The sequence below is a fragment of the Paenibacillus sp. N22P23 genome (assembly GCF_059383735.1).
In genome coordinates, this window is record NZ_JBXENT010000003.1 from 349,461 (window position 1) to 373,041 (window position 23,581).

Genomic DNA, 23,581 nt, shown 5'->3' on the forward strand with positions numbered 1-23,581 from the left:
TGCTTACTGCGCCACTTCAGGTCAGCGCCAGCCGTTTCTTCCGAACTATTTAAGTTCGTTAACCTCTTCCGTGATTTTGTCTCCGCCTTGATCCTTCCATTTCGTCACGAACGTATCGAAGGCATCCAATTCTTCACTGCCCATAATGATTTTGAGGAAGGTTTCATCTTCCATTTTCTTGAGGTTCGTCCATCTGGATTCCATTGTTTTCGTTTGAGCCGTTGCAATACTGCGTACCCAATTGATATCCGCATCCACGAAGGTCGAGCCGCCGTTCAGATGGGCATAGATATGCGTGAAGAATCCGGGATCAGCCGCTTGGTCGAACGTTTCGATGTCATAGCTGTCGAATGGCTCTTTCTTAATGGCGTCTACATGCTTCGCCATTTCATAAGCCCAGCCGTAGTTCACTTGATCGAATTCTTCAATCTTCAGTTCACCTTTCAAATGCTTGCGCAGGGAGTTTACAGCGTACTCAAGCTGGTCACCGGCACCGAGAATCAGGAACAGCGGCACTTCTTGCGAAGTCATTTGCTTGCCTGCCGTCAGCTTGTTGAATTCCTCGTCTTTGCCCCATTTATGAATGGAAGTCATCTTCACGATCGCTTCTGGGTGTTTCGCATTTTTGCTTACTACGATATAGCTGCTACCTGTAGCTTGGTTGGAGTTGAATTTGCCTGCAGCATCAAGCGGCGCTGCATACGGTCTCCAGTTTGCTTTCGGATCGTTCTTAATGTTATCCGGGATGTTGTTATAAGCAGACCACCACGGTCCGAAGAAAATACCTGTTTGTCCGGCTGCAACGACTTCAGCTGTACTTTTGCGAACACCTAATTCCTTGTCCAGAATCCCCTTGGCGTACCAGTCTTTCATCATCGCAAGGGCTTGCTTCGTCTCCGGCGTTGTGGAGCCGTACACCGCATTGCCGTCCTTGTCTTTCACCCAAATGCCGGGATAAGCATCGTTCGCGAAGAATAAGGAAGAGAAATTATACCAGTGATCCGTGGAATTCAGGAATGTGGAGTAGAGCGTGCCTCCTTGCTGCGTGCCTACGATCCCAACTGTTTTGTCTCCGCCCATCTTGTTATCAATGAAGGCTTTTGCGATCGTTTCCAGATCCTGCAATGTTTTTGGCGGCTGCAGCCCCAGCTTGTCGAGCCAATCTTTACGAATCCAAGTCAGCGGTGCAGAAGGAAGTGTCGTTTCAGGAAGAGCGTACAGCTTTCCATCGAACGTTACGCCGTCTAAGAGACCCGGGTTGGAATCGTAAACCGCTTTCAATTCCGGACTTGCATATTTGTCATAAACTTCGTTCAAATCTGCCAACTGATCTGCTTTAACCATTTGTCTCAGCTGCGTTTCGTTGACGACCATCGCATCCGGCAAATCATTGCTGGAGATCGCTAGGCTGACCTTCTGCTGATAATCCGGGCCTTGTGCCGCTTCCCATGCATGCTTGACTACAATGTTGAATTTATCCTTCAGCCAATGGGTGTACACATTGTCTTCTGCCGTATCGGTACCGTCAAACTTGTAATTCGGATCAATCCCTCTGCCGATGGATACCTCGGTAGGTTCCGCGAACTTCGCGAACGGATCGATGACTTCATCCGTTGCCGTGTTAACAGCTGCATTATTACTCGCTTGTGTGTTGCCGCTGTTTGCCGCTTTATCGTTGGTCTGCGCCTGGTTGTTGCTGTTGCTGCTGCTGTCGTTGTTGCTGCCGCAAGCGGCCAGACTCGCCGTTACCAGCAGCACAGCCATGGTCGATAATATACCCTTTCTCATCTTGCTCCCCCTCGTGGACATTTCGTTTGTTTCTGACAAATTCAATATAGCATGGCTCTGTATTTTCCCGAGTTAGAGCGTTATTCCGGAATAGGTAGAGGATTCTTCACAAAATAAAGAATGCGTACGAAAAATGTCTACCCATCTTTCGTACGCATTCTACCCTATTTGGTGCGGCCTTCTGATTGCTGCCTGAATTCGCTTGGCAGAACCCCCACCTGCTCCCGGAATAAGCGGCTGAAATATTTCTCGTCGTTGTAGCCGATTTGCTCCGCGATCCACTGAATCGTCTTGGTCGTGTTTCGCAGATACTCCTTGGCCCTCTCCATACGAATATCACGCACGTAGTCCGAATAGGTCTGGCCCACATATTGTTTGAAGCATTGGCTGAAATAGCTGCTGCTCATGTTAACCTGCCCGGCAATATCAGCGGCCGCAATCGGCTCGCTGATGTTCATCTGCGCCAAATTCATCGCTTTCACGATGCTGTTCTGGATCTCCTTGGAGAACAGGGGCTTGGTATTAGCCGCATTGATCCGATCTCGCACATCCGTAAGCCACTCTTCGAACCGGAACCAGCTGGAGAAGAAATCCTCGATCATGATCGGCTCGGACAAAATTTGCTGATACAGCCTATTCCATTCGTCAGAGAGCGAGAAGAAGATACGGGCCAACCGGATTGGCGGCATGCGGTAGCCCTTCAGTTCATGAACCATCGACTCGAATGCAGATGCTTCATAGATCCAATCCGCAGCTAGCCATTTCCCTTTAATCTGCTCTACTCCGAAGCTTCGGTCCGCTTTCTCCCGCTGTAACAGCTCTGCAGCGTTCACGAACTGAACAGACTCCGTGGGGTCAAAGTCATAGAACAAATCGCTCTTCCTATACCCTCGAATGAGCTGCAGTACCGTCTTCCTGTCTATGTTTGTTACATGCTGAAAGCATACCAGTGCAGCATTGGGATCGGGCAAATAGGATACCGGCAAGCTGCCGGTCCAGTACCAGATGCCGGCCTCCGCTTCCATTGCTAGATCAGGGAGGGCGTATTCCGCTGACTTGGAATCCTCGCTCTGCGGATGCAGCGAGTACAGAACAAACCATTTATCGGCTTGTTCCGCTTCCTCGTCCGGTACAGATACCGTCTTAGAGCCTTCTTTCTGCTCCATCAGTGTTTTGATTCTGCCCAGCACTTCCTCGAATTGCTCCCTCTCCAGCTGTACCTTCGCAATATAATCAATGGCTCCAAGCCTTAATGCCTCCTGCACATATTCGAAATCCTGATGAAGCGTCAGCACCACAATCTGAACATGCGGATATTGCTGCCGGACGATTCTCATCAGCTCGATGCCGGACATGACAGGCATGGACAAGTCCGTAATCAGAAGATCGACTTTGCTCTCTTCCATAAATTTGAGCGCATTCTCTCCGTTATTCGCCTCGCCAATGACCTCCATCCCGAACTCTTTCCAGGGCATGGCCGAAGCAAGACCTTTGCGTACCAACTTGTCATCATCTACGATCAACACGCGAATCATCGGTTATATTCCACTCCTTAAGATCGGAAGACGCAGCGATACAATCGTCCCTTTTCCAATCTCGCTTCTGATTTCCAGCACTGCCGTCTCGCCGTAAGTGGCTTGCAATATTCGCTTCACATATCTCATGCCGATGCCCATGCCGACCTTATGGCTGTCTTTGGCATCATCATCTAGCAACCGATCAATCGTTTCCTGCGGCATACCCGCTCCATTATCTTGAATCGTAATCTGCAGCGCTTGCTCGTGCCATTGCACTCCTACATAGATGTACCCATCGTCGCTTACGCCATGATAAAGCGCATTCTCAACTAATGGCTGCATGAGAAACCGAGGGCAAGGAATCGTCAGCGCCTTCTCGTCCACGTCCAGATCCACATCAAACTGGAAATCATACCGAATCTGCTGCAGCTGCAAATATTCCTTCAACGCGTCGATCTCATCGCCGATCGTTGAAACCTCGCCCATTTTCCCAAGATTATAATAGAGCAATTTATTTAAGGAAAGCACCAGCTTGTCGATCTCGTGCTGTCCGTTCATCAAGGCCAGCCAGTGTACGGTATCGAGCGTGTTCATGAGGAAATGAGGATTGATCTGATAGAGCAGCTTCTCTACCTCCAAATCCGCCCTTCGTTTCTCCTTCACTTCGATTTCTTCATATAAGGCCCATATCTTGCCCTTCATGCTGCGCGTCTGATAGAGCAAATAATCGAATTCCGGGATATGCGTCACTTCCGTATGTTCCTTCACATTGGAGTGGATCAAGGACTTAATCTCCGTATTAAACTTATCAAGCGGCCGGTATACCATCTTCCACAGCAGCCAGGAGAAGAAGACTGCACCTACAAAGAAGGCTAGGAAAATGCCCGTTATCTGAAATAACCACCGGTTCCGCTCCTGATTCAGCTCATTCCCCGGCGTAACCGAGACGATGCTCCAGCCTTGATTGCTGGTCTCCCGATTCCAGAAATAATCGCCGTGATACCCGGAAATCTTCTCCGGATTAGCCGACGGAAACACCGTATTCGCCGGAAAAGCATCCTGCACTTCGCTGAAAGCAATCCGGCTCTGATCATCCAGAATGAGTAGGCGGCGAGAGCTTTCTTTGCGGTTCTGAGGGGCGAATAAGGATTGAATAGCGTTTCGGCCGGTCTCTATGTATAAGTACAAATTTTGATCCGGCAAGTTTACCTTCCTCATGATGCTGAAGACAAACTGATTGATCGAGCCATTATAGCTCTTATATGGCCCATAGTAGGTAATCTCCGGATATTGTGCCAATACCGGAAGCTGATCCGGCGCGAAGGTACCCCGAACTCTGAAATTCTCGAAATCATGCGTATCTTTCTTAGGATCATAGAACATCATTAATCCGACATTCGGATTAGAGAAGGAGATGACATTCAGCTCCGTCTTAATATCATTCATCAGCTTCAGCCGTTCATAAGGCTCCTGCTCCACAGCCAGCTGTTCGATCAGTCTGTTCGTTCCTCCGCCGTAGGCCAGCTGCTGGGAAACGTGGTTTAAGTTGTTAATGGCATTCTCCAGCGTCATCAAGTCCTGCTTCAAATTGCTCTGAAGCGCACTCTCCACCTTATTGCTGATAATGGAATCAATCGTATAGAAGGAAATAAACCCCAAGCAAATAAACGGAGTCAAGCTGCTAATTAGGAAGATGATAATAATTCTGTTTTTGAACGTTACGTTTCTAAGCCGCAAGAAGTCCGTCTTCGTAAGCCATCATCCCTCTCTTGCTTCAGTTCCACCCTATCGATGGGGAAATGTGCTTCCCAACTTCTTATCATACCCTGAAACGACAAAATGTGTAGGAGACATTTTTCTTGAAACAGGGGGAGGATTTTTAGTTAGGACAGAAAAACACCCCAACCGTTTCCGGCTGAGGTGGTGTTTACGATCTCATATTTTCGGCGTTACTCTACAATCGTAGCTCTCAATCCTTCCGGAACGCGAACGTAGTCGAAGACACGCGCGCCATTCTCGTCGGTATGCCACTTCACTTCAATCAGTCCGAGCGCGTGCGGCACAGCGCCTTCAGCTTCAGTTACCTCAGCAGTCTGCACATGGATGACAACCTCATCCGGTTTCTCAATCGTGGGCAGATGAACGCCAAGCACATGCGTGGACATGAAGTAAGTCGGACACGCCGACCATGCGTGGCATAGACTTTGTCCCAGATCGTAATACTCCGGCGTCTGCTTCAGTCCCTTCTGCAGGAACCAGCCCCAGCCTTGGCGCATCATCCGCTCCGCCGTGTCCGTAAGACCAATCAAATACAGTCCTTCGAAAATATAAAAGGAGAAGCTCGGAGAAACAAACACGCCGTCTTCCGGCCCATATCCATTGACGAACAGTGACTTCAAATCGCTGCGTACATGTGCGCGCACCGGCTCCAGCTGCTCTGCCGTCAGCACGCCAGCGCGTGCTGCGAACAAGCTTGCATGCGCCGAATGCGACAGCTTCTGCTCGTTATCGCTGTAGCAGCCGCGCTCTTCGTCCCAGAACGTATCGCGGATCGCTCGCTCTACAATAGCAATTCTGCGCTCCAGCTCGCCGACTTCCTCCTGCCTGCCGATGGCCTCGGCCAACTTAGCCGCGGAGCGGAGCGCAATCAGATACGTACAGCTAAACACGCAGTGAATGCCTGTAATGTCCAAGTACCCTTTCACAATTGCGAGATCGCCATGGAACCCGCCGTAATGCGCCTTAATGCCGCGCTTCACATCCCACTCCGCATCGAGCAGCAGATCTTCCCGCTCATCAGCGAGCTCATGGAACCAAGCCAGGTTATGCTGAATCGCATCCCAGTACGTCTCTACCAACTGCGCATCGCCGGTTTGTTCATAGTACGCCCAGAAGCCTTCCAACGCATTCAGCGCAAAATCCGAAATCGTATAGTCGCCTGTATTCGGATAGACCGCTCTGAACTTACCCGTCGCATCCGGCGATTGCCCCATCAGCTGAAGGCTGCGCCGCATAAGCGCATGATCGCCGAAAACCGCTAAATTGTTATGGTATTGGATAATAGTATCGCGGATGTACTGCCCACGCTCGCGCGTCACGCAGTCTGTATAGGCATCCTCCATATTAACCGCTTCTGTCCGAACACCCATCTCCCAAATCTGCTCAAGCAGCGGGTCGGAGCAGCGGAATGTCCCTTTTGTCTCCACCGGGTAGCTGGCTGATGCAAGCTCCAGTCCTCGCAGCACCACATCTTGCTTCGGACTGCGTACCGTTAACTGCACGTAGCGGAAGCCCCTCGGCTGCGTCAGCCGCCAATCCAATTGCGCACACCGTTTGTCACCATAAGCTCTGTCCCCAAGCCCATACCAATGATAATGACGCAGATGCTTGCCGTCCGCGTTCAAGTGCTCGCCATAGGTCAAGTCGATCGTTGCACCGCCAGCACCTTCAAGCACGACACGCGGAAGAACAAGACGAGTCAAGCCTAAGTCGAGCAGTAAAGAGAAGCCGTTCGGATAGTCGGCCAAGGAGAATACGCGATCGGCCATTTGATTCCCATCAATCGATTCGAAAGCATTGCCGTACGTGTCCCAGCCCGTGGACATCGTCGGACTCTCGCCTTGCTCATGAACCGTGACTTCGATCCAGCCGCCAACATCCGCGAGTTCGTCACTACCTGCAAAAGGCAGCTCACGGCCACTTAGCGCAGAAGCGTACAGGTCATGCGAGACAACAGGTGAACGGTAGAACATCACTGTACCTTCGGGATCACGATCCGCTGATACGACGAGCCCGAAACCTTCAGGCAGCGCGAGGTAATGGTGATACATATCTTGAAGCGAATCACATTTGGCAAAATAAGAATTCCAGCCTTTGCGCAGACTTACGCGGTGATTCAGACGCATGCTTTTGTCATCGGCATACAGGCCTTTGGCAATCGTCTCTCCGTTGATCCAGCTGTTCTGATAGAACAGTCCCATCGTAATGACGACGTCCTCCGGTGAATAAATCCAAGTCTTCACCGCCATAAATCGGCTGGTCATCTCCGGCTCATGAATTTCATTCACATGCGGCATCGGCACGCTGAACGAACAGAGTAGCTCTTGCGGCTCAAGCGGCATCAGATGCAGCACGCGTTCTACCGGAACCGGCTCACCGGACATATACGGGATTCCCCGTGCTTCGGGTTCTCCCCAAGCTTGTTGATTCGAGAGCTCTACTCCGCTCAGCCAGCTGCTGTCGTCGAATGCTATCCCGCTCCAATCCCCTGCTTCCTCCAGACGCTGATCATAGAGATCGCCTGCCTTCAAGAACAGGCTCGATTTGGCCGCGTACCGATAAGCCTGAGCCGAGGACGTTTTCCATGCTGCGCTTCCTGTCGCAAGATCGATTCGCTCGCCGCCTGCAAGCGCAACTTCGCCCCAAGCCGTGAAACCGGCTTGCGACAGCATCGTGATGAACGTTTTGTGTCCCACATAGTTGACCTGGACCGAGATCACATTGCGACCTTCGTGAAGCAAACCGCTCAAGTCATGGGAGTCGTACACCGGATGCTGGGGATCGAATCGCAGCGAGCCCAAACGGACATACTTACCATTAACGTACAGCTGGTAAGTCGTATCCGCGAACAAATGGAGAATCGCGTTCTCCGGTTTGCTTTTCAAATCCAGCGTCAGTCTGAACCTTGCATAAAGATTGCGTCCTTGTCCGGACTCATCGTACCAAATCGCTTTTGCCTGCATGAGTGTACACACACCTTTTCCCCAAAATTGTTCGTTCTTATTCGACGTAAGTGATCTGTCTGCCGTCATCATCGGCTGACTGCATCACATTCTCAACTAATCGTAAGCTGCGAAGTCCTTCTCGAATCGGACAAACCTCCGGTCCTTCGCCGCGCAATGCCGCGATGAATGCGACTGTTTCATCTGCATAGACATCGAGCTTGGAATCGAAGCTTTGACGGATTGGCTCCGATCCGCCGGTAAACACAAATTCCGCATCGTTCGCGCTTGTGAAGTAAGCGGTCAATTTACTGCAAATGACCGTAAAGCTGCTGTTCCATTCGCCCGGGACAGCACAGTTGGAAGCCGTGATGGAGGCCATCGCCCCGGAGCGGAAACGAATAACAGCCGCACTCGTATCCTCAACCGTGTAGCCCTCAGCTTCGCGATGGTTTAAATTCGCTGTAAAACCGCTGATCTTATCCGGCGTACCCAAGAAATACATCGCCAGATCGTACGTGTGAATCGCCTGCTCGAAAACTTGTCCACCCGAGAGGCTGCGGTCTCTCCACCAAGACGAATGCAGCGAGTTGCAGTCGTAGCGGCCATCGAACAGCGTAGGAACGCCTGCTGTACCGTCCTCGATCAACCGTTTGAGCTCTTTTACCGCTGCACCGAAACGGTTGTGATAGCCAACCTGCGACACGACGCCCGCTCCCTCTACCGCCGCAGTCATCCGCTCGGCAATGTCAGTATTCAGCGCAATCGGTTTCTCAAGGAAGACCGCAATGCCTTTGCTCGCCGCCGCTTCCACTTGGCCATCATGCGCATAAGGCGGAAGGCATATATATATCGAATCAAGCGTTTCATTCTCCAGCATCGTGTTGAAATCTTCATAGGCGTTTGCCACACCGCCTGTATGAGATTCACAGAACGCTTCAGCCTTTGCAAGCGTGGTACCGCAAACCGCAGTAACTTCAACTCCTGGCAATGTGAGCAAATTACGCGTGTGCATCTGTCCCATCATGCCAAGTCCTGCTATACCGACTCGAATCGTCTTTACCATATCTATAATTCCTCCAATGGGTTAATTGAACTGGCTGCCTGCTCCTCCCGCCAATCGGCTTGTCCTGTATTTGAGCGGGGATAGGCCTGTTTTGCTTTTGAAAAAGCGCGAGAAGTCATCAATGTCCTCATAACCGGTCAACCGCGCGATCTCCGTGATCGGGCGGCTCTCGGTTTCCAGCAATTGCTTCGCTCTGCGAAGTCGAAGCTGCAATTGAAGCCTCGTCGGCGTAATGCCGAACAGCTTCTTGAAGCGCTCCGCAATGTAAGTGGGATGCATATAATAACGTTTGCCAAGCTCCGCAAGGTCGATTCGGCGCTCCGGATTGTCCAACAGCTCCGTCATGATGCTCATGAACGGATCGGAATGCTCCGCTTTGAGCAGCACATCCGGATGATGGATGGCCGCGTCGATCAGAATGGCAACAAGCTCGAGCGCTTTGGCCTTCTTCATCAGGCTGCCCGACAGCGAGCTCATCCCGCCTGCAATTCGGCTATATTCATGGAACACCGATTCAAACTGCGCCGGCTGCGGCAATCGAAAAATAACCGGAAATCGAAAAGCCTGCAGGGCATCGATGCAGCCTGCAACCTGGAGCGTAAAATGCCACCAGAGGAATTCCGTTTCCTCATTGGTGTCTTTGACATGATCGTGCAGCTCGTAAGGGGGAATCAGCACGACGTCCCCAGGCCCTGCAAAATAGTCTTTGCCTGCAATATGGAGCCTGCAAGAACCTTCTTTGATGTAAGAAGCAATATAGAAAGGGAGCTTGCGGTTCACTTGCCGCAGCTCGGTTCGTCTGTGCAAATCATGCTCCAGCATATGAAGCGAGGCTTTCTCAATAACCGGAAGCCACGGGTGATTGTTCGTCATGGTAAGACTCCTCACTGCCCCATAGGATGAGGCATGGGCTGTTTATACATCTATTATACAAACAGCTTGGTTGACCTCGTGAGGGAAAACTGTCTGCTGCGGGGGGATTTCCGTCCACTGGTGATTCGAGACCTTGGGGAGTTTTCCCCGAGGTCTTGATCGTGCCGAAACCCACGGGAGAGATTTCCCGAGGATTTGAATCGGCACCAACAGCTCGAGGAGAGCTCCTGTCTTGGTGCAAGCGCAAAAGTGCGGGAGGTTTTCCCGAGTCTTGGCGCCAGCAGCAAGAGCTAGGGAATAATCTCCGAAGTTTCACCTTTGTTTGGCGCTAACGAATCCTACAGGCCTTATTCCCGCAAAATTAGCCTCTTTCTGTATCTAACGAATTGAAGGAGCCTTATTGTGTGAATTTGCAACGAAAGTAGGCGATTTGACACCAAATAACGGCTGTACGGTTCGTTAGAATTTCAAAGCCGGCCAATTGGTTGAAATAAGACCTCTACGGTTCGTTAGCGTGGGTGCATATCTAACTCAGGAGCTGCCAAACCGCTGCTAAGCTAAGCCTGCTGGGAAATCGTGTTTGACATGCAACCTTTCACCTCTCCCACCAGTCCCAGCCCACCGCCTAAACAAAAACTCCGGCAACTGCGCCGGAGTTTTCAATCACTACCACTAGAATTTCAGTACCACCTGCAACGATTTCTCCGTATTGGCATCGAGCATCCGGTACGCATCTGCCGCTTCTTCAAACGCCACTTGATGCGTAACTAGTTCTGACAACTTGAGGCGACCCGATAACGCCAGCTCCATAATCGTCCGTTCCATACGCAGCCGATCCCAGCGATTCGTCAGCTGCAAGTTAATGCCGCTAATTTGCGAACCGATCAACTGCACGCGGTTATGATGGAACTCTTCGCCGAGGTAGAGATCCTTCGCTCCGCCTTGATAGAAGCCCGCAGTCACCACTCGGCCATTGTAGACTACCGAGCGAATCGCTTCGTGCAATGCACCGGAAGCGCCGGAAATTTCAATCGCGATATCTGCTCCTTTGCCGCCCGTCAGTTCCTTGATGCGGCTCGCCACGTCGCTGCAATTCCGCGAGTTAATCGTATGCGCTGCTCCGAATTGCTCGGAGAACCCCAGCCGATAATCGTCCAAATCGATCGCTATGACTTCCGCTCCATTCAGCCTAGCCAGCTGAGCAACAAGCTGTCCGGGCACGCCTTGTCCGAAGACGGCGACCGTTTCCCCGATGTGTATATCCGCATCCAGAATCGCGTTCAGCGCAATCGCGCCCATTTGCGAATAAATACCTGCGAGCGGATCGAGACCTTTAGGCAGCAGATGATCGCGCGCGAAGTCTTCTGTCACGACATGCGAGCTCTTATGTCCCCATGTTCCATATACGACATCGCCTTCCTTAATGCCGCTAACCGCCGAACCTATTTCCGATACGACGCCGACCTCTTCATAACCCCAGCAGCCGCGTACCGGATACAAGGACGATGCTTCCTCGGTGCGCTCCGTGAAGATCCGCTGTTCCCCATCGAACTGTTTTTTCACAAAAGGATTAATACCGCGATAGGCCATCAATTGCGTTCCGGCGCTGATGCCGGAGTACAGCGTCGTAAGTCTTACTTCCTTCGCTTCCAGCTGACTATTCTCAAGCTCTACAAAAGCAACTTCCTTCGGAGCAATGAAGTCCAAACGTTGTGCCGTCATGATTGTCATCCCTCTCTTCTCAACTTTCACCAGTCGAACCTGAACCTGAAGCTATCGTAGCATTCACCGTTTGAACGCTCCATCTCCGAACGCCAGCGGTTTTTGTCATTTCTACAGGTGGTTAAGAAGAGTGTATATACGACAATTAATACCTTGGGTAATAGCCTTCCACCTCATCATTAGCAGGATTAATAACCACAACAATGGGGCCGAGCAGCCCGTCTTGATCGGTATTGAACGTCACGGTAACAAGCTTATGGTAGCGGAGCTTCGTACGATCCTTATTGGGCACAATCCACTGATTGTTCATAATGATCGTTGTCACTACGGCATCTGTGCTGCGTCCCGTCACATGCTTGCGCTGCCCCTCTTCAACCGTTGCCCAAGCGATTTCGCGATACTTCGCTTTGCTCGATTCCGTCAGTTCCAAAGGTGGATCGGGCACAGCAGCATAACCACGCAGATCCTGAACCACCTTCGCTATACGATCCCTGTTCGACTGGAAATCCGTGATGTCATAGAGCACGACATTGTTGATCTGATAGCGGGTATGTGGAACTACATCGGCAGTCGCCGTCTTATCTTCGAAATCTTTTATCCCCTTAACAGCCTCCCCTTGGGAGGGATAAATATAGATACTAATCGACTGCTTCGTATCCACCAAGAAACGGCTCGGAGTGACGCCATTGTACTTCCTGGAAAATACAGCCTCCGGATTACCGCCCTGTATCGGTACGAGGGGGATCCCATAATGGCCTGCGATTTCTTTGACATCAGCCAGCGAAATGGAACTTTCTTCGTTCTTGCACCCAGCCAGGCAAACAAGCAGCAGCAGGAGCGAAAATATCATTTTCTTCATATCATCATCTCCAACATGATTGCATCGCTAACCCTTCGTGTTTACTTCAACCGTTCTCGTTCCCCCGTTCCACTTCACTTCGACTCCGAGCAGCTTGCCGATATCGCTGACTGGGATGTATAGGCTGCCGCTGAGCACAACAGGCGCAAAAGACAACGGGGTCTGCCCGCTTCCCACGGTTGCGAAAGGAGCTCCATCCGCCAAAATAATCGAGCGGTCGCCGCGCGTGACGGTTGTTTGTTTGGTTTGTGCATTGTAGCTGGTTTTAGCCCCGATTTCGCTCACGAGAAAACGAAGCGGAACAAGCATCCGATTGCCGGTTGTCATCATGCTGGGCTCGAATTTCTTGAGCTGGCCATCGATAGAGAGGCTGGCATCCGCTTTCGTATAAGCACCGGTTCCCAGTCCATTGCCGCTGATCGGCTTGCGCAGTTCGGTCGGAAGCGTAAAGGCATAGAGCTTACCCTCTGCCTGCACAAGCAGCTTATCTCCCGCCACCTGGAAAGGACCATAGGTCCGAGCGGATGTTTGATAGCGGGAAAGGGCTTTGCCTGTCGCAACGTTCAGCGCATACACCTCTCCATCGGTCTGCCCCACATACAGACCCGAATCAATTAGATCTACTCGGCTAGCCGGATTGTCCAGTCCCTGATAGAAAACCGGCGTATGATCGACTATTTTGCGCGCATGCAGACCGATGTTGTCTCCGTTCTTATAAATTAGTTTGCCGTTGTAGGGTCCAGCGATCCAAGTGCCGTCATCCTGGATAATTTCCGGTTTTACAACCGATGGGTCGGCACTCAAATTATAGTGGTAGACCTGATGGTCCTTGGTGGACACGTAGACATCATTGCCTTCAAGCACAAACTTCGTTGCGTACTGGTACATCGGGTCTTCCCCTTGCTTGATGGGGACAAAAGATTGGGTAGCCATGACGCTGCCCGTTTGCAGATCAACGACGTCCAAGTCTACGAGAAATTTGGTGGTATCGTTCTTCGGCCAATCGTTTTCAAAATAAAGCTTCTCCCCATCCACCTTCAGCACATGCGAGTGGCTGCCCGCCAGTCGCCAAATGGTTTTTCCGGTAGTTTCGTCAATGGCATACGTTGTCGTCACCGTTATCGCGCCGAATTCCATCGCCAGTACGAGCAGCTTACTGCCGACTTTCTCAGGAATGCTGTTCACGTCCGTGTTGCGCCATTTCTCATGACCTGTTGCAAGATTGACCGAGACAAGCCCAAGCGAGGAGGCAAAATACAGCGTACTCCCTTCCACCTTAAATTGGCTGAATGTCGACTTCTTATTAGCCTGATATACTTTCTTGGCAGTGCCTGTTTTGGCAGCCACTTGATAGACCGCTCCGTCCTGCCCGCTTATGTATAGGCTGCCGTTTAGTAGTTGAATGGCTCCTGCCTGCAGCTTGGTGCCGTAGGACCAGAGCAGCTTGCCGGTTTGTATCGTTCGCGCTTGCAGCACGCCCGACTTGATGATGTAAAATATGCCGTTGTCGATGACAAGCGGGGCTTGATAGCTGTTCTCTACCGTAGGTTTGTCCAGTTCAATCGTCCAAATCGGCTTAGCAAAAGGCACCTTATTCGACACAGCCGGCATCGTTTGGCCATCGTAGCTCGTATTCGGATCCGGGGTTGCTTGTGCAGAGGCTACCGCGGTGCTGGACATCAACAGCCCAGCAGCCACCAGCGCAAGCGTGGTGTGTTTCCATAACTTCATTGCGACATGCTCCTCTCAGCTCTCGTTTGCGATCATCATCTCTATAGACGGCGCTCGTAGGGAAAAGTTACATGGCGTTCTCGCGCCGGACTTTCGCTGAGAGCGAATATGCCGCTTTCAGCGCTCAAACTAGCCTAATCGCGACCTCGATAGCGGATATACCGCTCTCGTTGCCGCCAACGCTCCATATTCGCTCCTTTCTCGCACCTTTCCCCCGCCGAGAGCGGATATGCCGCTTTCAGCGTTCAAACTAGCCTAATCGCGACCTCGATAGCGGATATACCGCTCTCGTTGCCGCCAACGCTCCATATTCGCTCCTTTCTCGCACCGGTCTTCCGCTGAGAAAGTCGGAAATCAGAATCTCAGCTGGCATTCCGCGAACTAACCCCTTACTCGGCGTCTGAGAAGCCGAAAATCCGACTCTCAGCACCAATGCAACACTAAAAGACAGCTGAGAGTTCCAAAATCAAACTCTCAGCGGACAATCACTCCGGTTTTGAGGCTGAGAGGCGGAAAATCTGACTCTCAGCACGATATCAGCACATAAAAATAGCCGAGAGTAGGAAAATCCTACTCTCAGCTAACCTTCAACTACCCCTTTGTGCTAGAGGTAGCATTTTAGCAACGATAGGGTTGCTCAACTTGCCGTGCCCGTCACTTCGCCGTCTGCATCGATATGCTCGACAGCGGTCAATCCTTCATACACCGTAGCGATAACGATGCAAGACACCGTCTCCCCAGGCTGCAAAACTTGATGCGTCCCGCGATCCAGTCCATCCTGCAAGCCGACAGGATAGCCGGAACATGGCTCCAGCACAACGGTTTGCAGCTCGCGCCATCCTCCATAGGAAGCGAACAGCCAGCATGTCGGCAGCACACGGTTATCATAGCTCAGGCCAAACCCGATGCCTTCCCGCGTATGTGTCAAAGCGCACCAGCCAGCCTGCATGTCCGTGGCATATTGGAACTCGCTGACGCCTGACGAATGCGGCAGCACCTGGCGCATGTCATGCACCTTGCCAGCGTCGTCCTCGGAATAAGGCCACTGGTAGCTGTACGAAGTTTTACCTGTACGCGGCGATCCAAAGCCTTCCATCTCCATGGTGCGGGCAGGCAAATCAATCCGCGAATGCTCATCGGCTGCCATTGCCGCATGCAGCTTCCACAAGTAAGGCTGCGGTTTGCGACCGAGATTCGTAATCGTATGCGCGAATCGCAGCTTCGATTCACCGGCGCGAAGCGTAACCCGCTTGCTCAGTCGCGTTGCACTGATTGGCGTCTCTACCCACATGTGCAGCGTGACTTCTTCAGGGTCCACTCGCTCCAGCGCGTACTGCCACGGCAGCGTCCAAATCTCCCCGTGATCCGGGAACATCTCGCCATCAATTGTCTCCGCGATATCATTCGGATACAATTCATCCCAGCCGCCGAAAAAATGATCGTCATAGACGGTATGCAGCGCGAGCTTTCTCGGTTTCATTCGGGGATGATGCCACAGCAGATCCTTGCCGCGCGGCTTGAACGTGATCTGCCATATTTTCGCGCCTAAGTCAGGCATGATGATGACACGGAGCAGCTCATTCTCCAGCAGCACCGTTCGAAGGTCGTTGTACGTCCAATTGGTATCCACCGTGACTGTCATAAGCATCTCCCCTTTTCGCCTCACAGATTACTGCGATCTACACTGCAAGCTCGACTTCGATGTCGGCTTCAAAATTGCCTCTCATCTCGCCTACCGACCACAACTCCACCTTAGCTCGCCCTACTCCGTTATCGTAGCCAGCAAATCCTCACGCAGCGGCGTAAAATTCTCAATCATCACTGTATCCTCCAGCGCCTTCACCTCATGCACCGCATCGCCTGGCACATGAATTTGCTCACCTGCACTAACGATCGTCGTTTCGCCGTTCATTGTCATGGCGATTTTGCCGCTGATAACAAACGTAAGCTGCTCATGCGGATGTGAATGAGCCGGCCCAATCGAGCCTGAATCGAGCGTAAGCATCATGCTCATGATCGACTTGCCCGGCGGGAAAATTTTGCGGCTGATGCCGGCAATCGGCGAGTGCCATTCATCAAAACGCGGCATTACGATACACCTCCGGGAATAAGCAATACTTTGGACACGTTGCCCGGCGATCCGAGCAAGGTCTCGAACCACTTCGCGCCTTCACTAAGCGGCGCTTCTACTACACCTTCATCAAGTCCGACGCGGCCTTCCTCAAGCCACTCAAGCGCCGTACGGAAATTCATAGCCGAATAGGCAAAAGAGCCCGTCATCGTAATCTCGCTGCGGATCGCAATGTTGATCGGCAGTGCAGATTCTTCCTCATGCAGCCCTGTAAAAACAACACGGCCGCCGGTTCCACAAGCTAACACGCACTGCTTGCGTGTCAGCCCCGCGCCAACAGCGTCAATGGCAATATTCACTCCGCTGCCGCCGGTCAGCCGTTTCACTTCCTCCAGCGTATCCACACCGGCTGGGCAGATCACGTGCTTCGCGCCAAGACGTCGTGCAATCGCAAGGCGATCCTCATTCATGTCCACGGCAATCACTTCGTGAACCCCATATTGCAGTACGGCTTGCAGAGCCAGAAGTCCAATCGGCCCCATGCCGATAATGAGCACCTTGTCCGTCGGCTTCGCAGCTGCAAGCTCAGCAATACGTACAGCGCATGCAACAGGCTCCGCAAGCGCTGCCTGTTGCAGCGTCATCCCATCCGGCACCGCATAGACAAACGCAGCCGGAATCTTCACGTATTCCGCGTTGCTGCCGGGCAGCGCCGCGGAAAGCAGCTTCCGCGAGACGCACAGCTGCTGCTTGCCGCTCGCGCATTTGTCGCAATGCCCGCAGGTCACAAGCGGATTCGCCGTGACACGCTGCCCGAGCGACCAAGCGCCGGAGGCTTCAACACGGCTGCCCATGGAGGCAATGGTGCCGGAGAACTCGTGGCCGAAGATCATCGGAGGCTTACGAAGTGAGTTTTTGCCCAAGAAGCCGCTTAACTCCGAGCCGCATATCCCGCTAAAAGCGACCCGAATGACAATTTCGTCTTCCCCTGCCACCGGCGCTTCGACTTCCCTTATATTCATTTCCTTCGGACCTTCATAGATAAGTGCCTGCATAGCCTCTAATCTCCTCTCAGGATTAAAGAGGCGCAAGGAGCCCATTCTCCCGCACCACTCTCGTTTGTTAAAAGGTTATCGACAATCCGCCGTCAACCGGAATAACGGCGCCGCACATATAAGACGCATCCTCCGATGCAAGGAATGCGATAACGCCGGCCACTTCCTCCGGCTGCCCCTGCCGCCTTTGGGCGATTTTGCCGCGGGCGACATAGATATCTTGAAACCAGTCCGTCTCATGCTCCTTCACGCCATCCACCACCGACATCGGCGTCTCGATAAAACCGAGCGCAACCGAGTTCACGCGGATACCGACATCAATCAGCTCCAGCGCCGTATTGCGCGTTAGTTGGTCCATCGCGCCTTTCGCCGCATTATAGCTCGATGATTCATCCAGCGCGCGGCTGCTGTTAATCGAGGATACATTGATGATCGAGCCACGAATCCCCTTATCCGTCATCATGCGCGCCGCAGCCTGTGTGCAGTGGAAGGTTCCATTCACGATAATGTCGAACACCTTGCGCCAGTCTTTCATCTCCGCGCCGAGGAATCGCATCGGCTCAAACGTTGCCGCATTGTTCACCAGAATATCCAGCTGCCCGTAGATGCTCTCCACTTGCGCGAACATCGCGGCAACCGCCGGTTCATCCGACACGTCGCATGCGATAAACCTAGCGCGATAACCCTGCTCGACCAGCGCCGAAGCAGCACGATCTCCGACATCCGTGCGGCGTCCCGTAATGACGACCGACGCGCCTTCCGAGGCCAAGCGGCACGCCGTTGCATAGCCGACACCTGTTGCGCCGCCTGTAATGAGCGCCACCTTGCCGTCAAACCTGCCCGCTTTCGCCATATGAGATGAAGCCTCCTATTTTACGCGGTATTTTTCCACGACTGCTTCATCGACCCTCACGCCAAGACCCGGACGATCCGGTACGTACACGTAGCCGTCTTTAAACTCAATCGCCTCCGAAACCAATTCACGTGCAAGCGGAGATGTGGAAGCGGTATGCTCGATCATAAAGCCGTTCGGAATCGCCGCAGCAAAATGCGTACTCGCCGCAACCAGAATCCCTGTCTTGAACGCATGCGGTACAACAAGCTTATGACGCTCATGCGCCATGTACGCGATGCGTTTACCTTCGGTCAATCCGCCGCAGCGGCCCAAATCCGGCTGGACAATATCATGTCCGCCATCTTCAATCAACCGGCGAAACGCGGTCACGCCGCTCTCCTGCTCGCCGCCTGCTATGCGAAGCGTCGTCCGTCTGGACAGCTCCTGATAGCCGATCAGATCCTCCGGATGAAGCGGCTCCTCGAGCCAGAACACGCCGTATTTCTCATACACTTCCGCCATGCGGAGTGCGCCTTTCAGATCCCACGCCAGACCGCCGTCGATCATCACATCAATGTCTTCGCCCACGGTTTCACGGATGGCGCGAATTTGCTGCTCATCGAATTTCGGATCGCGGCCGATCGGCCCCCAGCCAAACTTCATCGCCTTGTAGCCTTCCGATGCGAAATGCCCTGCCAGGCGAACCGCTTCTTCAATCGTGTCAGGCATAAGCGAGCTTGCATAGGCTTTCAGCTTGGAACGGTACGTGCCGCCGAGCATTTCGGACACCGGACGTCCAGCTTTCTTGCCCGCAATATCCCACAGCGCCATATCGATGCCGCTCATGGCATGCATCACCGGACCGCCGCGGCCGAAATAAATGGTACCCCGGTACATTTTGTCCCATAAACGGTCGATCTCAAGCGGGTTTTCACCAATTAGAAGCGAGCGAAGTCCCGTAGCAATGGAATGGGAAGGCGGTGCATCAATGGCAGCCTTCGCCACGAGCGGAACAGAGTCAACCTCACCATAACCGGTAATGCCTTCATCCGTATGAATGCGGATCATAAGCGTGTCTTGCGTGCCATCGCACTTCTCAGCATCCAAATCCGGAATACGCAGATAAATCGATTCCACTTCTGTAATTCTCATTGCTGGTTCCCCCTGCTCGCGTAGTGTCTTCATGCCGTAAAATGTTCATCGTATTAATAACCGCCAACCTGCAAATATCGGCAATATGACTGCAATAATCAACTTCATAGTATAGCGCTTACATTGGAATAAGCTTATTGTAGTTCCGGGCTCGAAATATTGTCAACAATATTTACCGACATTGTTTATTGTAGATTGTCAACAAAATACAAACAAAGTGCTTTTTTTCGGCTTTCCACGTATACTAAGATTTATCCGGTTACACGGGCACCATCAAGTGGGTCTTACTCTTATAAGGGAGCAATTCTGATATGGCTGAATTTACATTCAAGCAGCAAGCGAATACGTCGCTTCGCGAGAAAGTGACGCATGATTTACGAGAAGCGATACTCAACGGACATTTGCAGCCGGGCGCGCGCATTAAAGAGATGGAAATCGCAGAGCAAATGGGTGTCAGCCGCGGCCCTATTCGCGAAGCGATCCGCCAGCTCGAACGCGAAGGCCTGCTGCTATCCGTTCCCTATAAAGAAACCGTCGTTGCCGATCTGGATGCCGATGAAGTGCAGAACATACTCATGCCGATCCGCTTCCATATTGAATGGTTCGTTGTGAAACGGTATTTGGATAAGCTTGATGACCACTTCTTCAGCAAACAGCAGGGGATCATTGATGAAATGAGAGAAGCTGTAGCGAGCGGTGCGAAGAGCCGCCTCGTCGACCTCGATATTCTTTTTCACCAGTCCATCCTGGAGATGGCTTCTGAACGGACGGTTATGCTCACGTGGCAAAGCATCGTCAATCAGATCCGCCTGCATTTCTCCAAAAACTTACCGTTCTACGACTTGGACCACATGGAGAAGGATCATCAGGATCTGCTCGATGCGTTTCAAACCAAGGATCTGGAGCTGATTCAGCAAGCGATATTGGACCATCTTCACAGCGACGACAATCTGCTTTGCTTTACCAAATAACGATTATTCTCCTCAAACGGGACCGCCATGGTCTCGTTTTTTTGTTTTCTCCCCGTATTCTCTAACAAAACTAACAAAAACCTAATCGTTTTCCCCTCCTTTTCATAAAATTATTTAATAGTTTAGGTGGATAATGATTATAAAATGAGATGATAGAAAGTTGGTCCTATTCATGAAACGCACTTTATTCTCACTAACTCTACGAAACAAGCTTATTCTGGCCTTCACGGCTATCCTGCTTATTCCGAGCCTTGCTATTGGCTGGTTCTCGTACGGAACTGCCAAAGATCAAATTGAAGAACGAATGAACGCGACCGTTAACGAAAATGTTCGGGTGCTGGATCAAATGCTTACCGGCTATGTCGAGCCGATTCGCAGAGACGTCGATTTCCTCTCGCAAAGTCTGTCCGCGGCTGCCCCCGTTGATCTTCTAGGAAAGTTGGAGAAATTCGGGAATCTTCACCCGGAGATCGACAACACGTTTGTCGGCACCGCAACAGGAGAAATGCTGCTCACGCCTAAGCAGGAACTGCCGGAGGATTTTGACCCGCGAACACGTCCTTGGTACGAGCACGCGATGAAGCAGGACGGACAAATTATCGTGACGGCTCCTTATGTCAACGCAACGGACGGCAAGATTGTCGTGACGATCGCCAAAGCCGCACCGGACCATTCGTATGTGATTGGCGTTGACCTTAATCTGGGTGCTTTATCGAAGCAGATCCAGATGGTGAAGATCGGCAAGAAAGGATATGTCACGATCTCCGGTGCAGACAAAACCTACTTGATTCACCCGAGCTTGCAGCCGGGCGCTCCCGTTCCTACAGCAATCGCGACTCCGATGTATGCGACCGATTCCGCGTTCTTCACCTATGAAGAGAAGGGTCAGACGATGAAGGAATCCGTGATTACGAACACCATGACAGGCTGGAAGCTTGCAGGAACGTTCAGCGTGGATGAGATCAATGAGGATGCGGCAGCGATTCTGTATCAAACCATTCTTGTTATCGTGATCTGCATGGTTGTCGGCGCAGCAGGGATCTATCTCATCATTCGTTCCATCGTTGCTCCAATTCGCAGACTGATCACCGTTTCCAAACAAATCAGCGGCGGCGATTTAACGGTCGCTATCGATACATCACGAGGCAACCATGACGAAATCTCGCAGCTGGGCACAAGCTTTAACGACATGATTCATTCACTCAAAACCTTGCTGACCGAGGTGAACGAAACCTCTCATCAGCTCGCTGCGTCTTCCGAGCAGCTGTCCGCCAGCTCCGATCAAACGTCGGTGGCCACGCAGTTCATTGCAGAGAATATTCAACTGATGGCAATCGGCGCCGAGAAGCAAGTTAACAGTGTGAAAATCGGTTCCTCCTCGGTCGATGAGATGTCTAAAGGCGTTGAGGAAATTGCCTCCAATGCACAGCAAGTCACTGAAGCGGCGGTTCAGACCTCTCATATCTCAGTTGAGGGGAACGAAGCGATTCAAACTGCCGTCGCGCAAATGCAGTCCATCGAGCGTACGTTTGAGCATCTGTCTAACGTCATTACCAATTTGTCCGGACAATCGGTGGAAATCAGTCAAATGGTCGGCATGATTCAAGATATATCGAGCCAAACGAACCTGCTGGCCTTGAACGCATCCATTGAAGCAGCCAGAGCCGGCGAGCATGGAAGAGGTTTTGCCGTGGTCGCTCAAGAAGTGAAGAAGCTTGCCGAACAAACCGCCCTTTCCTCCAAAGGCGTTATCGAGGTCGTCCAATCGATGCAGAGCAGTACGCATATGGCCGTTGAATCCATGCAGGCCACATCCGTTGAAGTAACGGAAGGAATTGCCGTTATCAGCCGCGCAGGTGTCTTGTTCAAACAAATTCAAGGCTCTGTGCTCGAGGTGGAATCGCAGATTAAAGAAGTTACTCATGTCTCTCAGCAGATTTCAAGCGATGGCAGAGAAACCGTTGCTGCAATCGGGGCCATTTCCGAGGTCGTGGAAGAGAACGCCATGGCTACGCAAAATGTGTCCGCCGCCGCGCAGCAGCAGCTCGCATCGATGGAAGAAATCGCTGCATCAGCCGCCTTCCTGACGAAGATGGCGGAGGATTTGCAGGAACGTGTAGACCGTTTTAAATTATAAGCTTGGAAGGGGGCAGCAGCTCTTAGGCTCATCGCGAGATGGCATAAGGCTGCTGCCCCTTTATTTGTTACCCGCGCATGTTCCGAAACTGCTCCGGCCCTTGCTCGCATTTCGGCGAGTTTAATCCCATGTAGATCTCCCAGTGTGCTTCTTTCTCGATAAGCCTCACCTCCCCACCCAAAAAAAGAAGCCCCACATAGTAACGGAAACCGTTACTCAGTGGGGCTTTACAATTCAGGGCATCCCGACCCTCAACGGCAGGCGCGGGAGATGCACGGTCCGCTTGGCGTAGTCGCCGCAGACGGAGTCGACCTGCTCCAGATGTTTACGCCGCTCCTCTGTGGCACTGCTTAGCATCGCTTGACCGTAATAGTGGTCGCGGCGAAAGTGGGCATGCATCAGGATGTAGCTGCGCAGCTCATCTATCTCTTCATTCTTAAAGCGCTGGCACAAGTTCAAGGTGAACATTCTGCGCTGTGAGCTTCCACCGAAGGAAGCGTGAAACAGATTATGATCGAACACCAGCACATCGCCGGGAACGACGTCGAGGATCTGCGCAGGGATTTCAGTACCATCAATGCCAAGCTTCCCAGCGGACTGGTACACTTTGGTCGCATCCTGACCGTACTGGTCATCTAACCGATGCGTACCCGGCATCACACGAAGCGCACCGCTTGCCCCGTCCAGCTCATCTAAGTACAGCGCCATCTTAATATGCCGACGCGCCCGATTCTCCCCATCCCGATGCCAAGGTGTGTCACCGGTGTAATAGTTCCCGTCACTGCCCATGTAATTAAAATCCTCACCTAGCAGCGACTTCGCTATTCCGGCAATTCGCGGGTCATCGATCAGCGAGCACAGTCGCTCACGCTGATCAGCGAAGGGAACGATCATCGTTCGCTTAGTACCGTCATGCTTTTCCTCAAGCATCGGAAAAACCGCTTCGAATTCCTCCGTAATCCAGCTGCTCTCAGCCTTCAAGAGTCCGGCAAACTTAATAAAGCCAAAGGTGTCAAAGAACGCAAGCTGCTCATCCGTCAACTTCATCATTCATGCTCCTCCCATTGTCTTTCATGCACAACA

General features: G+C 52.0%; 17 protein-coding genes. 2 read left to right on the forward strand and 15 right to left on the reverse strand.

The window, feature by feature from the left end; genetic code table 11:
- Positions 1–45 precede the first annotated feature (45 nt).
- The 14 genes from AC506A_RS16905 to AC506A_RS16970 all read right to left on the reverse strand — a co-directional run bounded on the left by AC506A_RS16905 (position 46) and on the right by AC506A_RS16970 (position 19,390).
- Positions 46–1,788: an extracellular solute-binding protein gene (locus tag AC506A_RS16905; protein WP_495462182.1), complete on the reverse strand. Its 1,743-nt coding sequence runs from the start codon at positions 1,786–1,788 to the stop codon at positions 46–48.
- Between the two features lie 164 nt (positions 1,789–1,952).
- A complete protein-coding gene (locus tag AC506A_RS16910) occupies positions 1,953–3,323 on the reverse strand; it encodes a response regulator (protein WP_495462183.1) in 1,371 nt (456 codons plus the stop codon).
- 3 nt (positions 3,324–3,326) lie between these two features.
- Positions 3,327–5,042 carry a sensor histidine kinase gene (locus AC506A_RS16915; protein WP_495462184.1) on the reverse strand — a complete coding sequence of 572 codons (1,716 nt, stop codon included), beginning with the start codon at positions 5,040–5,042 and terminating at the stop codon, positions 3,327–3,329.
- Positions 5,043–5,254: 212 nt separating this feature from the next.
- Positions 5,255–8,047 carry an alpha-L-rhamnosidase-related protein gene (locus AC506A_RS16920; RefSeq protein ID WP_495462185.1) on the reverse strand — a complete coding sequence of 931 codons (2,793 nt, stop codon included), beginning with the start codon at positions 8,045–8,047 and terminating at the stop codon, positions 5,255–5,257.
- Positions 8,048–8,084: 37 nt separating this feature from the next.
- Positions 8,085–9,092 (reverse strand): Gfo/Idh/MocA family protein, encoded by a 1,008-nt coding sequence (locus AC506A_RS16925; protein ID WP_495462186.1) that lies wholly within the window; start codon positions 9,090–9,092, stop codon positions 8,085–8,087.
- 21 nt (positions 9,093–9,113) lie between these two features.
- A complete protein-coding gene (locus AC506A_RS16930; protein ID WP_495462187.1) occupies positions 9,114–9,965 on the reverse strand; it encodes a helix-turn-helix transcriptional regulator in 852 nt (283 codons plus the stop codon).
- A gap of 672 nt (positions 9,966–10,637) precedes the next feature.
- On the reverse strand, positions 10,638–11,687 hold the full coding sequence (locus AC506A_RS16935) for a zinc-dependent alcohol dehydrogenase (protein WP_495462188.1): 1,050 nt from the start codon (positions 11,685–11,687) through the stop codon (positions 10,638–10,640).
- A gap of 145 nt (positions 11,688–11,832) precedes the next feature.
- Entirely contained in the window at positions 11,833–12,546 is a 714-nt protein-coding gene (locus AC506A_RS16940) for a hypothetical protein (RefSeq protein ID WP_495462189.1), read from the reverse strand.
- 27 nt (positions 12,547–12,573) lie between these two features.
- The gene (locus tag AC506A_RS16945) at positions 12,574–14,277 is read right to left on the reverse strand and encodes a stalk domain-containing protein (protein ID WP_495462190.1); all 1,704 of its coding nucleotides are present in this window, start codon (positions 14,275–14,277) and stop codon (positions 12,574–12,576) included.
- Between the two features lie 637 nt (positions 14,278–14,914).
- Positions 14,915–15,919: a DUF4432 family protein gene (locus AC506A_RS16950; protein ID WP_495462191.1), complete on the reverse strand. Its 1,005-nt coding sequence runs from the start codon at positions 15,917–15,919 to the stop codon at positions 14,915–14,917.
- Between the two features lie 120 nt (positions 15,920–16,039).
- The gene (locus tag AC506A_RS16955) at positions 16,040–16,366 is read right to left on the reverse strand and encodes a cupin domain-containing protein (RefSeq protein WP_495462192.1); all 327 of its coding nucleotides are present in this window, start codon (positions 16,364–16,366) and stop codon (positions 16,040–16,042) included.
- A complete protein-coding gene (locus AC506A_RS16960; protein WP_495462193.1) occupies positions 16,366–17,403 on the reverse strand; it encodes a zinc-dependent alcohol dehydrogenase in 1,038 nt (345 codons plus the stop codon). The genes AC506A_RS16955 and AC506A_RS16960 overlap by 1 nt, the downstream gene beginning before the upstream one ends.
- A 67-nt stretch (positions 17,404–17,470) precedes the next feature.
- Positions 17,471–18,256 carry an SDR family NAD(P)-dependent oxidoreductase gene (locus AC506A_RS16965; protein ID WP_495462194.1) on the reverse strand — a complete coding sequence of 262 codons (786 nt, stop codon included), beginning with the start codon at positions 18,254–18,256 and terminating at the stop codon, positions 17,471–17,473.
- Positions 18,257–18,271: 15 nt separating this feature from the next.
- A complete protein-coding gene (locus AC506A_RS16970; protein ID WP_495462195.1) occupies positions 18,272–19,390 on the reverse strand; it encodes a mandelate racemase/muconate lactonizing enzyme family protein in 1,119 nt (372 codons plus the stop codon).
- Positions 19,391–19,701: 311 nt separating this feature from the next.
- Between AC506A_RS16970 and AC506A_RS16975 the strand changes: the two genes are divergently transcribed.
- Together AC506A_RS16975 and AC506A_RS16980 are read left to right on the forward strand one after the other, a co-directional pair.
- The gene (locus tag AC506A_RS16975; RefSeq protein WP_495462196.1) at positions 19,702–20,361 is read left to right on the forward strand and encodes a GntR family transcriptional regulator; all 660 of its coding nucleotides are present in this window, start codon (positions 19,702–19,704) and stop codon (positions 20,359–20,361) included.
- 172 nt (positions 20,362–20,533) lie between these two features.
- A complete protein-coding gene (locus AC506A_RS16980; protein ID WP_495462197.1) occupies positions 20,534–22,498 on the forward strand; it encodes a methyl-accepting chemotaxis protein in 1,965 nt (654 codons plus the stop codon).
- A gap of 234 nt (positions 22,499–22,732) precedes the next feature.
- Here the strand turns inward: AC506A_RS16980 and AC506A_RS16985 are convergent, their stop codons facing one another.
- Positions 22,733–23,548, reverse strand: a complete 816-nt coding sequence (locus AC506A_RS16985; RefSeq protein ID WP_495462198.1) for a phytanoyl-CoA dioxygenase family protein — start codon at positions 23,546–23,548, stop codon at positions 22,733–22,735.
- Between the last annotated feature and the right edge of the window lie 33 nt (positions 23,549–23,581).